The sequence below is a fragment of the Sarcina ventriculi genome (assembly GCF_900456775.1).
In the GTDB taxonomy this organism is placed as follows: Bacteria; Bacillota; Clostridia; order Clostridiales; family Clostridiaceae; genus Sarcina; species Sarcina ventriculi.
This window is the reverse complement of record NZ_UAUL01000007.1, coordinates 89,983-103,514: the sequence shown is the minus strand read 5'-3', so window position 1 is coordinate 103,514 and position 13,532 is coordinate 89,983. Positions and strand designations below refer to the sequence as shown.

Annotated in this window: 10 protein-coding genes and 1 pseudogene; 10 read left to right on the top strand and 1 reads right to left on the bottom strand. The window is 28.2% G+C overall.

What is annotated here, in order from left to right:
• Positions 1 to 2: 2 nt before the first annotated feature.
• From DR020_RS04625 to DR020_RS04595, 7 genes and pseudogenes are all read left to right on the top strand, one after another.
• Positions 3 to 944: a PucR family transcriptional regulator gene (locus DR020_RS04625; protein ID WP_112365392.1), complete on the top strand. Its 942-nt coding sequence runs from the start codon at positions 3 to 5 to the stop codon at positions 942 to 944.
• A 243-nt stretch (positions 945 to 1,187) separates the two neighbouring features.
• Entirely contained in the window at positions 1,188 to 2,408 is a 1,221-nt protein-coding gene (locus tag DR020_RS04620) for a sugar ABC transporter substrate-binding protein (RefSeq protein ID WP_058993765.1), read from the top strand.
• 76 nt (positions 2,409 to 2,484) lie between these two features.
• Positions 2,485 to 3,420 (top strand): annotated as a pseudogene (locus tag DR020_RS04615) (ABC transporter permease subunit).
• A gap of 1 nt (position 3,421) precedes the next feature.
• Positions 3,422 to 4,309, top strand: coding sequence for a sugar ABC transporter permease (locus DR020_RS04610; RefSeq protein ID WP_058993768.1), 888 nt, complete (start codon positions 3,422 to 3,424; stop codon positions 4,307 to 4,309).
• Between the two features lie 99 nt (positions 4,310 to 4,408).
• Positions 4,409 to 5,443, top strand: coding sequence for a LacI family DNA-binding transcriptional regulator (locus DR020_RS04605; protein ID WP_112365391.1), 1,035 nt, complete (start codon positions 4,409 to 4,411; stop codon positions 5,441 to 5,443).
• Between the two features lie 39 nt (positions 5,444 to 5,482).
• Positions 5,483 to 6,964 (top strand): 4-alpha-glucanotransferase, encoded by a 1,482-nt coding sequence (gene malQ, locus DR020_RS04600; RefSeq protein ID WP_112365390.1) that lies wholly within the window; start codon positions 5,483 to 5,485, stop codon positions 6,962 to 6,964.
• 239 nt (positions 6,965 to 7,203) lie between these two features.
• Positions 7,204 to 7,515, top strand: coding sequence for a YerC/YecD family TrpR-related protein (locus DR020_RS04595; RefSeq protein WP_112365389.1), 312 nt, complete (start codon positions 7,204 to 7,206; stop codon positions 7,513 to 7,515).
• An 18-nt stretch (positions 7,516 to 7,533) separates the two neighbouring features.
• On the opposite strand, the gene DR020_RS04590 is transcribed toward DR020_RS04595, so the two are convergent.
• Complete coding sequence (locus DR020_RS04590; RefSeq protein ID WP_112365388.1) at positions 7,534 to 8,817, bottom strand: DUF349 domain-containing protein; 1,284 nt, start codon at positions 8,815 to 8,817, stop codon at positions 7,534 to 7,536.
• Between the two features lie 259 nt (positions 8,818 to 9,076).
• Here DR020_RS04590 and glmM point away from each other — a divergent pair, with 259 nt between their 5' ends.
• The 3 genes from glmM (at position 9,077) to DR020_RS04575 (ending at position 13,427) form a co-directional block, all read left to right on the top strand.
• The gene (glmM, locus tag DR020_RS04585; protein WP_055260022.1) at positions 9,077 to 10,426 is read left to right on the top strand and encodes a phosphoglucosamine mutase; all 1,350 of its coding nucleotides are present in this window, start codon (positions 9,077 to 9,079) and stop codon (positions 10,424 to 10,426) included.
• A gap of 414 nt (positions 10,427 to 10,840) precedes the next feature.
• The gene (gene glmS, locus DR020_RS04580; RefSeq protein ID WP_112365387.1) at positions 10,841 to 12,667 is read left to right on the top strand and encodes a glutamine--fructose-6-phosphate transaminase (isomerizing); all 1,827 of its coding nucleotides are present in this window, start codon (positions 10,841 to 10,843) and stop codon (positions 12,665 to 12,667) included.
• A 193-nt stretch (positions 12,668 to 12,860) separates the two neighbouring features.
• Positions 12,861 to 13,427, top strand: a complete 567-nt coding sequence (locus DR020_RS04575) for a 5-formyltetrahydrofolate cyclo-ligase (protein WP_070101208.1) — start codon at positions 12,861 to 12,863, stop codon at positions 13,425 to 13,427.
• Positions 13,428 to 13,532 lie beyond the last annotated feature (105 nt).

The window sequence follows — 13,532 nt, the reverse complement described above, 5'->3', positions numbered from 1 at the left end:
TTATGAGAAATTTTCATGATTTTTTTAGTGAAATATATTATAGCACAAAAATTCCTTTTAATATAAAATTAAATAATAATCAAGAAATAAAGTTTTTATCAGATAATTTAAGCAAAGATGATATTGTAGAAGAGAGTATAAATTTAAATAAAGAATTTAAAATTATAACAAGTAAAAGCTATAAAAATTGTATTCCGTTGCTTAGATATATAATAGAAAATAGAATAGATAAAATTGAAACTGATAAGGAAAAAATATTATTAGATTTAATAAAGAATGATATAGTAGATTTAGAATATATAAAAGCTAATTTACCGTGGATTTTAGAGAAAGTTGGGCTAGTAACCATATTTTCAGGTAGCAACAATGAAGATATATTATCTATAATAAAACAAAGTTACTCTAATTATGATATTATAGTTTGGCAATATAATAATTATGTCATGATGTTATGTAATTTGGATGATATTAAAGATCATGTGGAAGGTATTAGAGATTTGCTATATTCAAATCTTTATATTAAATGTTATATAAGTTATTGTGTTATAGATACGATAAAAGATATAAAAAATAAAATACATGAAAATATAAGGATAATAAATTTGGTCAAAAAGTATAATTTGTCCGAAGGAGTGTATAATGAAAAAAATCTTATAATTGAAAATATAGTAGATGGTATTAATAAAGAGATAAAAAAAGAAATAATAAAAAATTTTAGTCATGGATTTTCTAAATTAGATAGGCATACAATTAAAACGATAGATGTTTTTTTAAAATCTGGTTTAAATATAACAGATGCTTCTAAAAAGCTTTATATTCATAGAAATACTTTAATTTATAGATTAGATAAGATAGAAAAGTATACAGGATATGATATAAGAAATTTTAATGAAGCTATGATTTTTAAAATAGCGTTCCTTTTATGCTTAGAGAAAAAAGTGTAAAAAGATAATGCAATATATCTTAATGGTATATTGCATTATTTAATTTTAGATAAATTAACAATTGAAATTTTTTAATTATTTATATAAATAATTACTTATTTAATTAAAATAGTAAAAAAAGAAAATAAATATTGAAAATAAATGAGATGAATATTATAATAATAATTGGAAACTATACACAATAAAATTAAAAAATGGAATTTTAAAAATATTATGATTTTTAGAGTATTTTAGGGGGTATTTATGAGTAAACGTACAAAGGTTTTAGCAGCATTAATGTCTACAATAATGGCAGGATCAATTGTTGGTTGTGGAAGTAGTGATACTACTACAAGTTCAAATGATGATTCAAAGAAGGAACTTACAATATGGTCTCATTTAAAGACTGGAGAGATTAAAGCAATTGAGGAATTAGCTAATAAATGGGGAGAAGAAAATGGATACAATGTAAAGGTTGTAGATGATCAAGGAGAACCTCAAGATTATATACAAGCAGCAAATAGTTCTAAAGGACCAGATATATATTTTGGAGTTGCTCATGATAATTTAGGAACATTCCAAAAAGCAGGACTTTTAGCAGAGGTTCCAGAGGGAGTTATAGATGAAGGGGCTTTAGCATCAGAGCAATTAGTAGATGCTGTAACTATAGATGGAACACAATATGCAGTTCCAATAGCGCAAGAAACAACAGCATTATTTTATAATAAAGATTTAGTTTCAGAAGTTCCAGAAACTATGGAAGAATTAGTAGAAGTAGCAGCAGAAAAGGGATTTAAGTATGCAATTGGAGATTTTTATAGATCTTATGGATTTATAGCTGCTAATGGTGGATACGTATTCAAAAATAATGATGGTGTATTAGATTCCACAGATATAGGTTTAAACAATGAAGGAGCAATAAAGGGATATGAATTTCTTGAAGATTTAGTTGTTAATAGGAAGCTTATGGCATCAGATATAAATGGTGATGCTGCAATAGGAGAGTTTACATCTGGGAATACAGCATTTTTTATATCAGGACCTTGGGATGTAGCAGCATTTGAAGAGTCTGGTTTAAATTTTGGTGTGGCTAAAATACCTAGCTTAAACGGTAATGAGGTTACTCCGTTTATGGGAGTACAAGCGGCTTTTGTAAGTTCTAAATCAGATAAACAAGATGATGCTTGGGAACTTGTTAAATATTTAGCTGAAAATTCAGGAGACATAGTTTTAGAAGAAGGAAACAGGATACCTGTTTATACAGATTCTTTTGAAACAGAGGCATTTAAGAATAATAAGTATATGGGAGCTTTTGTTGAACAAGCAAAAGTAGCAGATCCAATGCCTAATATACCAGAAGTTCAAGCAATGTGGAAGCCAGGAGAAACAAATATATTACTTATGATTCAAGGTCAACAAACAGCAAAAGAAGCTGCAGATAAAACAGTTGAACAAATTAAAGAAGGAATAGCACAACAAAAATAATTTGATATGAGGGGGAGAATTTCTCCCCTGAATTATATTAATTGAATTTATTATTTTGGTATAAGGGGGAGAGATTATGCAAATTTCATTAAAAAATAAAAGTAAAAAGACTACGTTAAAATCTATACCATATCTTTTACCAGCTATGATATCAATATTTATATTTACGATATGTCCTATAATTTATACAATTATCATAGCTTTTACTAATAAAACTTTGATACAAAGTGAACCATTTAGATTTGTAGGATTTAGTAATTTTATAGAAGTTCTTACGGGCCCTTTTAAAGATGTGTTTTTCCCAGTTTTTTCATGAACTATAGTGTTTGCTCTATGTTCAACTTTGGGAACGTTTTTATTAGGACTTATAGTAGCTATATTATTAAACAATCCTAATATAAAGGAAAGAGGGATATATAAAGCTATACTTATTCTTCCTTGGGCTCTTCCAGCAACAGTTGCTATTTTATCATGGCAAGGTTTATTAAATGGAAGTTATGGAGCAATAAATAATCTTCTTATGAATATTAATCTAATATCAGAACCAATTCCATGGCTTACTGATCCAATGTGGGCTAGGTTTGCTCTTATAATGGTTAATATATGGCTTGGATTTCCATATATGATGAATGTATGTTTAGGATCATTAGCTGCAATACCAGATTCTTATTATGAAGCAGCAGATGTTGATGGTGCGAGTAAAATGCTTCAATTTTTTAAAATTACATTGCCTTCATTAGCACAAACTGCTTATCCATTAATAATTTCATCTTTTGCATTTAACTTTAACAATTTTGGTTCAGCATATCTTATAACAGGAGGAAATCCAGCGAGATTAAACACTCAATTTGCTGGATATACGGATATTTTAGCTTCTGTAAATTACAAATTAGCAACTACCTTTGGTAGATTTGAAATAGCATCAACAATAAGTATTATAATATTTGTAATTTTAGCGACTATTTCATATTTTCAAATGAAATTATCAGGACAGTTCGAGGAGGTAGAATAACATGCAAATAGTAGAAAAAGAAAGAATAAGCAAGTCATCAACATTAAAATATAAAAAAAAATTAAGACCAGGAGAAGTAAGAAAAGCTTGGATTTCAAGAATTCTTCTTTGGGTAATGATGGCAATAGTTTTATTTCCGGTTTTAGCTATAGTGTCTGCATCAATGGCGAAAGGAAATGCATTTACTCAATCAACAATTTTCCCGACGTCTTGGACATTAGAAAACTACAAAAAGGTTATAAGTAATACAAATTTTTTAATATGGGTTAAAAATTCATTAATAGTTTGTTTTGCTACAGCAATAATGCAATTAGCAATGACTATACCAGCATCATTTGCCTTTTCAAAGCTTAAATTTAAAGGAAGAAGAAAAGGGTTAATGTTTTTATTGCTTCTTCAAATGTTTCCAACAACTATGGCACTTCCAGCTATACTTGGAATAGCTTATAAATTGAATGGAATGGATAAAATAATTACATTAATAATAATAGGTTGTGGTGGAAGTGCATATAACATATGGCTTCTTAAAGGATTTTTAGATGGTATACCAAAAGAGCTTAGTGAAGCAGCATTTGTTGATGGTGCGACTACTTTTCAAACCTTTGTAAAAATAATATTACCTTTAACTAAAAATATGTTGGTAGTTATATTTTTATTTAGTTTTATAAGTTCTTATGGAGAGTATATATTTGCTTCAGCTCTTTTGAAAAATCCAGATAGTCAAACACTTATGGTTGGTCTTAGAGGTTTTATAAATAATAAATTTTCTGCCAATTGGCCTCAATATTCAGCAGCTGCTGTAATGGCGTCAGCACCAATTGTTGTACTATTTTTAATGTCACAAAAATTCATATCAAAGGGATTAGTGTCAGGTGCTGTAAAAGGTTAAAATATAAAAAATAGATAATTTAAAGATAAAAAATATATATACGAAAAATATTTGGATGATTTTGTGATTACATGCGTATTTTTAGGAGGTAGCTAAATAATGAACATTAAAGATATAGCAAAAATAGCAGGAGTGGGTGTTAGTACAGTATCTCGAGTGTTAAATAATCATTCTGATGTTAAGGATGAAACCAGAGAAAAAATACTTAAGATTATAAAAGATAGTAATTATGTACCTAATAATAGCGCTAGGATTTTAAAACAAAATAATACTAAAAATATAGGAGTATTAGTTAAAGGTGTATTTAACCCTTTTTTCTCAGAGATGATAAATATAATAGGAAATAAAATACATGAATATGGATACACTATGGTTCTTCAACAAAATGATTATACATTTGACGAAGATATGGACACATTGCTAGGGTTTATTAAAGAAAAAAGATTACAAGGAGTTATTTGTCTTGGGGGGAATTTCATTGATATTAAAGAAGATAGTTTTGATTCAGTTGATGCACCCATAGTATTAACTTCTGTAAACACTATATCAGATCTTGGAAAGGGTAAATATTCATCAATAGGAATTGATAATAAAAAATCTGCATATCATGCAACTAAATATCTTATAAATTTAGGTCATAAAAACATAGCTATAATGCTAGGAGAAAAGGATGATTTAGGAATTGGATGGTGGAGACTTAAAGGTTTTAAAGAGGCATTACTAGAATATAATTATAATTTTTCAGAAGAGCATATATTAATCGGAAATTATGAGGTAGAAAGTGCATATAAAACAACTAAAAATTTATTGATGGAAAGACCTGATATAAGCGCTATATTTGCAATATCAGATGCAATGGCAATAGGAGTTGCAAAAGCTATAATAGATAGTGGTCTTAAAATAGGACAAGATATTTCTATCATAGGTTTTGATGGAATGAATATAAGTGAATTTTATAATCCTAGCATAACTACAGTAAAACAACCTAAAGAATTGATGGCAGTAATGAGTATAAATCATTTATTTGATTTAATAAATAAAAAAGAAGGCCATAAACATATATTATTAGATACAGAATTAGTTAAAAGAGAATCATCTAAAGAAGTTAAAATAGTAGAAAATATTTTAGCATAAAATATTTTAATAAACGTGGTAATTTTGGGGGGAGAATAAATGAAAAGACGAAGTGGAATAATAATGCATATATCATCATTGCCAGGGAAATATGGTATTGGCACATTTGGAAAAGAGGCTTATGATTTTGCAGATTTTTTAAAGAAAGCAGGACAAAGTTATTGGCAGATATTACCTTTAAATCAAACTAGCTATGGAGATTCACCATATCAATCATTTTCAGCTTTTGCAGGAAATCCTTATTTTATAGATTTGGATATGTTGAATGAAGAAGGATTTTTAGATGAGAAGGACTATATTAATACAAATTTTGGAGATGATGAAGAAGATATAGATTATGGCTTATTATTCATTGAAAAATTAAAAGTTTTGAGGATAGCTTATGAAAAATCAAAGCATAAATTAGGTGAAGATTATGAAGAATTTAAGAGAGAACAGAGTTTTTGGTTACATGATTATGCCTTATACATGGCAATAAAGGGACGTTTTAATCTTAAATCATGGCAAAATTGGGCAGAAGATATTAAAAAAAGATATGCCTACTCTATGGATTATTATAATAGAGAATTAGCAAGTGATATTGAGTATTGGAAGTTTATTCAGTATATGTTTTTCAAACAATGGTATAAACTAAAAAAATATGTTAATTCCTTAGGAATAGATATAATTGGAGATATGCCTATTTATGTTGCTGAGGATAGTGCTGATGTTTGGTCAAATCCACAAGCCTTTTTATTAGATGAAAATCAAATTCCGATAAAGGTTGCAGGGTGTCCTCCAGATGCATTTTCTAAAACTGGTCAACTTTGGGGAAATCCTATTTATGATTGGGATTATTTAGAGAAAACAGGATATAAATGGTGGGTAGATAGAGTTAGAGAGAGTTTTAAAATATATGATGTAGTGAGAATAGACCATTTTAGAGGGTTTGAATCGTATTGGGAAGTGCCTTATGGAGAAAAAACAGCGATTAATGGGCAGTGGACTAAAGGACCTGGAATGAAATTATTTAAAGCAATAGAGAGTGTATTGGGTAGAGTCAATGTTATTGCGGAAGATTTAGGGTATTTAACTGATGAGGTTCTAGAATTTAGAGATGAAACAGGATTTCCAGGAATGAAAATTCTGCAATTTGCGTTTGATTCTAGAGAAGAAAGTGATTATTTACCTCATAATTATATAAAAAATTGTATAGCTTACACAGGAACTCATGACAATGATACTTTTAGAGGGTGGTATGAGCTTACTGGTAATAAGAAAGATATAGAATATTGTAAAAAGTACTTAAAACTAAATGATGAAGAAGGATATAATTGGGGGTTTATAAGAGGGGTTTGGAGTAGCGTTGCAGATACATCAATAGCATTAATGCAAGATTTTTTAAATTTAGGAAATGAATCAAGAATGAATATGCCATCAACTACGGGAACCAATTGGAGATGGAGATTAAAGAAAGAAATGCTTACAGATGAGCTTGCAAATGAGATATATAATATAACCAAACTATATGGTAGATGCTGATTAGATTTTTATATGGAATTTTAAACAAATTCCATATAAAAATTGACATTTATAGAATAATATAATAAAATATAAGTAGAGAGTAAATTAATTCTCTGAAAAATGGAAACGTTTCTAAAATAAAAATACAATCTCTTTTATTAGTATAGTTAGGATAAGGCTATCCCAAAAGTCTTATCTTTTTTTTTATATAAAAATTAAGTATAATAGTAACATATTAAAAAAGGAGATGAGAGGATTTGAAGGAATTTGAATCTAAGCTAAAATCAAAGGAATTGGATTATTTTTTTACTGCTATTTTAAATATTAAAGATATAGAGGAATGCTATAGATTTTTTGAGGATGTTTCAACAATAAGTGAATTAAAGGCTTTATGTCAAAGATTTCAGGTAGCAAAAATGCTAAGAGAAAAGAAAACTTACATTGAAATAGGGGAAGTAACAGGTGCCTCAACAGCAACTATAAGTAGAGTCAACAGATGTTTAAATTATGGAAGTAATGGATACAATACTATATTAGATAGATTAGAAGTAGAAGAAAAAGAGCAATAAAAATACTGCTCTTTTTTGTTATTTTAAATTATCTATTTGTTTTTTTAAATCAAATATTTCACTTTGAACTTGTTTGATTTTTGCCTTGTTACTTTCAAGTCTAGATTTTATATCTTCAACGATATTTTGCATATTTTCTATTCTCTCTATAGAAGTAGGTCTTCCATTAAATAATCTATCAGTAAAATCATTTAATCTTTCTTCATCATTTTTAATGAATGTTTTTAATTTTTTTATAAACTCTTCTTTTTTGTCTATAAGACCTTGTAAAAATTCTTCTTGTTTATGAGCTCTAGCAGAATTGATTTTATCAAAATAGTCTTGTCTAAGAGCATAAAATTCATCTCTTGCCTCTTTAAATTCGTTTATAATATTTTCATTTTCTTCTTTACCACAAAATCCTATGTGGAAGAATTTTTCACTTAAAGCTTTTACTTTTTCAGATGCTTCTTTCCAATTTTCATTTTCATAAAGACCTTTTAATTCTTCTATAATAGCACGTCTAGCCTCTAAATTAGCTCTATTTCCAGCTTTAAGCTCATCAAAATATTCTTGTCTTTTAGAGAAAAATTCGTTTTTAGCATTTGCATAACCTTCACTTATCTCATCATTGCCTTCTTTTCCTGAGAAACCAATACTTTTAAACTTGTTACATAAAGCTGTAAATTCTTCTGTAGCTTTTTTCCAATTTTCATTATTAACTAATTCTTTAAGCTTTTTAATAATTTCTTTTTTTCTTTCAGCTTTAACAGCAAAATCTTTTTGAAGATTTTTAACAGTTTCTTTTCTCATTGAATAAAGATTTGACTTTATTTCTTTAAATTCATGGAATAATTTATCGTTTATATCTTTTCCTGCAAATCCTATTTCGTAGAATTGTTCACTATATTTTTTTAAAAGTTCATCAGTTTCTTTTAATCCATTAGAGTAAGATAGGTCTTTTAGTAAGTTTATTAATTCTAGTTTTTTATTTTCGTTTTCTTTGAAATGTTCTTTAGATTTATCATAAAATTCTTGTCTAGCCTTAAAGAAACAATCCTTTGCTTCTTTTAATTCTTCGTTTAGCATATTGTTTTCTTTTTGATCGTAGTAAGGAATATTTTTATATTCTTCAAGTAAAGCATCTAATTTGATTTTAGCTTCTTTCCAGTTTGTTGAATTTTGTGCAAGTTCCTTTATTGAATTTATAATTTTTCTTTTTTCATCGGAAGTTTCTTTTTCATGTTCCATTAGAAGATCTCCGAAATTTTCTGTGCTTTTTTCAGTATTTTCTTCTATGTAAATAGATTCATTGTTTGACATATATAAAGTCCCCTTTCTTAAATTAACACTTAATATAATTTTAAGATGTTATTAACATTATGTCTATAAAAAAAATAATTTAATAGTTGCAATTAATATATATTAATAACTATAAAATTTTATGAGCAATTAAAACAAATTATTCTTATATAACATTATTTTGTTATACGGAGAATATAAAATTATTAACAGCTAGTAATATATGTGATATTATAAGTTGAAGAACAAAATATCAATAAAAGAGAAAGGGTGCTGAAATTTGTCAAGATTATTCGGAACAGATGGAGTTAGAGGAATTGCAAATACAGAGTTAACATCAGAGTTAGCATATAATTTAGGAAGAGCAGGAGCTTATGTATTAACAGAAGGAACTCATAAGCCTAGAATAATAGTAGGAAAAGACACTAGAATATCAAGTTATATGCTAGAATCAGCATTAATTGCGGGAATACTCTCTGTAGGTGCTGAGGTATTATGTGTTGGAGTGATACCAACACCAGCTGTTGCACATTTAACAAGAGTTTATGGTGCTGATGCTGGAGTAATGATATCAGCTTCTCACAACCCTGTTGAATATAATGGAATTAAGTTTTTTAATAATAAAGGATATAAATTATCAGATGATTTAGAGGATCAAATACAAAAAGTAATAGAGAATGGATTTAAAGATGTGCCATCTCCAACAGGAATTGCTTTAGGTAGAAAGATAGAAGAATTAGGAGCTCTAGATGATTATGTAGAATTTGCTAAAAATACTGTAGGAATAGATTTAAGCGGATTAAAGATAGCATTGGATTGTGCAAATGGAGCTTCATATCAAGCTGCTGTAAGAGGATTTAGAGAACTTGGAGCTGAGGTTTTTGTAGTAAATGATAATCCAGATGGGACAAACATAAATGAGAACTGTGGTTCAACCCATCCAGAAGAATTAATGGATTATGTTACAAGAAAAAAATGCCATATGGGATTTGCTTTTGATGGTGATGCAGATAGATGTTTAGCTGTTGATGAAAAGGGAACTTTAATAAATGGAGATTATATTTTAACTATTTGTGGAAAGTATTTAAAGGATTTAGGTAGATTAAAAGACGATACAGTAGTTGTTACTGTTATGAGTAACTTAGGAATGATGTTAGCTTGTGAAAAAGAAAAAATTAAAACGGTTAAAACTAAAGTTGGGGATAGGTATGTCTTAGAAGAAATGATTAATAACGGTTATACTCTAGGAGGAGAGCAGTCAGGGCATATAATATTCTTAGAGCATAATACAACAGGTGATGGATTAGTTACAGCTCTTCAAATGGCATCTATAGTTAAAAAGACAGGGAAAACATTAAGTGAATTAGCATCAATAATGAAAGAACTTCCTCAAGTTTTAGCTAATGCTAAAGTACCTAATAATATGAAAAATATTCATCAAGAAGATGAGGAAATAAAAAATGAAATAGCTAAAATAGAAAAAGCATTAAATGGAGTTGGACGAGTTTTAATAAGACCTTCAGGTACAGAACCTTTAGTTAGAGTTATGTTAGAGGGAGAAAATCAAGAAGAGATAAATAAAATGGCTCATGATTTAGCAAATTTAATAATAAAAAAGGCAAATAAATAGTTTGTAAGCTTTGTGTGGGGAGATGTTAAGTCTCCTCTAAGATTACTAGAGTAAAAATTAAAAAAATATCTTTTATAAGATATAGTATAAATATAGATTAAATTACTTGAAAAAAAGTTTTTTGATGGTAGAATATTAAATTGTAAGCAATAATATGCTAAAGCACAATATAACATAGTAGCATATTATATTAGTATAGGACTAAATAGTAAAAATAAAAGCGCCAGAGCTCTAAAATTAAGAGTTGACGAGGATGAGGAGTATCGAATTTTCGGCGGATACCTCACGGTAAGACACTATCGTAAAAGTTGGACAAAACTTAAAAGTGATTTTAAGGACAAAGCCAATAAGGTGTTATAAATAAATTTTATTTAGTCCTTTCTTTAAAAAATTAAAAAAAGGAAGGTATTTCACATGTGCGGAATAGTTGGATATGTAGGCAATGAAGAGGCTACGAAGATACTGATAGAAGGTTTATCTAAATTAGAGTATAGAGGGTATGACTCAGCAGGAGTTGCTGTACTTGAAAATAGAAAGATTAATGTTAGAAAGTGTAAAGGAAGACTTTTAAATCTTGAGAAAAAATTAAAAAATAAACCATTGAATGGAAAAATAGGAATAGGTCATACTAGATGGGCGACTCATGGAGAGCCATCAGATATAAATTCACATCCTCATAGTAATAAAGATGTTACTTTAAGTGTGGTTCATAATGGTATAATAGAAAATTATGCTAAGTTGAAAGAAATGTTAAAAGCAAAGGGATATGAGTTTTTCTCACAAACTGATACAGAAGTTATACCTAATCTTATAGATTATTATTATGAAGGTGATTTATTAGATGCGGTTATGAAAGCTACATCTAAGATGGAAGGTTCTTATGCAATAGGGGTTATTTGTAACAATGAACCAGATAAAATAGTAGCTGTTAGAAAAGATAGTCCATTAATAGTTGGTGTTGGACAAGATGAATTCTTTATAGCATCTGATATACCAGCAGTTTTAAATCATACAAAAGATGTGTATCTTTTAAATGATAAAGAATTTGTTGTTTTAACTCAAAATGGTGTAACTTTATACGATGAAGATAAACAAGTTATAAAAAAAGATATTTATCATGTAACATGGAATGCAGATGCTGCTGAAAAAGGTGGCTATGAAGACTTTATGATAAAAGAAATTCATGAGCAACCAAAAGCCATAAAAGATACAATGACTTCGAGAATAGTATTAGGACAGCCTATAACTTTAGACGATATTCATATAACTAAAGAAAATTTAGAAAATATTGATAGAGTTTATATAGTGGCTTGTGGAACAGCGTATCATGCTGGAGTTATAGGGAAATATGCAATAGAAAAATTAGCTAGAATACCAGTTGAAACTGATATTGCTTCAGAATTTAGATATAGAGATCCTGTGATAACAGATAGAACTTTAATAATAGTTTTAAGTCAATCAGGAGAAACAGCTGATACTTTAGCAGTTTTAAGAGATGGTAAAGCTAAGGGTGCAAGAATTTTAGCTATAACAAATGTTGTAGGAAGTTCAGTATCTAGAGAGGCTGATGATGTTTTATATACTTGGGCAGGTCCAGAAATTGCAGTTGCATCAACTAAAGCTTATGTAACTCAGCTTATTGCAATGTATACAGTGGCATTACACTTTGCAACTTTAAGAGGAACGCAATCTAATGAAAAAATTGAGAGTATAAAAAAAGAAATGTTAACTCTTCCTGAAAAGGTAGAAAAAATACTATCGAATAAGGATGAAATACAAAAATTTGCTGCTAAGCATTATGGTGAAAAAGATATGTATTTCTTAGGAAGAGGCTTAGATTATGGTGTTGCTATGGAAGGTTCTTTAAAGCTTAAAGAGATAACTTATATACATTCAGAAGCATACGCAGGTGGTGAATTAAAACATGGTCCAATAGCGTTGATTGAAAAAAATGTTGTGGTTATAGGGCTTTTAACACAATCAGAACTTGTTGATAAAATGGTAAGTAATATTCAAGAAGTTGTTACAAGAGGAGCTAGAGTTTTAGGAGTTATGTGTGAAAAAGATAAACATTATGCTGAATCTTTAGATGCTTCAATAATAATACCAGATACGATAAGTTTATTAACACCAGTATTAAGTGTAGTACCATTACAACTATATTCTTATTATATAGCAAAACAAAAAGGATTAGATGTAGATAAACCAAGAAATCTAGCAAAATCAGTTACGGTTGAATAATTTTATAATAAAAATGTGCATAGAATTTTTTCTGTGCACATTTTTGTTTTGAAGAATTATTATAAAAGGGGTAGATATTTCTTATATTAATAAATTTTAAATTGCTAATAATTTAATGTAAAATTAAAGGAGTTGATAAACTAATAAAAGAATTATAGATAGGAGAGATTGTAATATCATGGGAGATAAATTTATGAGGAAACAAGATATAAGAAAGATAATTAAAAGAAAAAGACAGGAATTAAATAAAGATATAAAGCAAGAATTAGATAAGAGAGTGATAGATAATTTCTTTAACAGTGAATATATAAAAGATAGTAATATAATATTTATTTATGTGGGAATGGATAGTGAGATAAATACTATTAATATAATAAATAAACTTTTAGATATGGGAAAGAGAGTTGCAGTACCTAAAGTATTGTCGCAAAATAAAGAGATGGTATCTCTTGAAATCAAATCAATTTTAGATTTAAATGAGAGTGGGTCATTTGGTATACTTGAGCCAGATATAAGTAAAAAAGATGTAGGGAATGAGATTGATTTAATAATTGTTCCAGGATTGGCTTTTGACAAAAGAGGATATAGGATAGGTTATGGTGGAGGGTTTTATGATAAATTTTTAGAGAAGCATAATAAAATTAAAAGAATATCTTTGTGTTATAACTTTCAGATAATAGAGAATGTACCTAATGAAGAATTTGATAAGAGAATAGATACTATAATAACAGAAGATGAAATAATAAAAATTAATTTTTAATAAATAGAATATTTTTAACTACTAGCTTAAATTATTGACATCATTAGTTTTAGTTATTATAATAAAAATGCTTATAGCCCCAAATTCCTATAAAAATACTAGGGA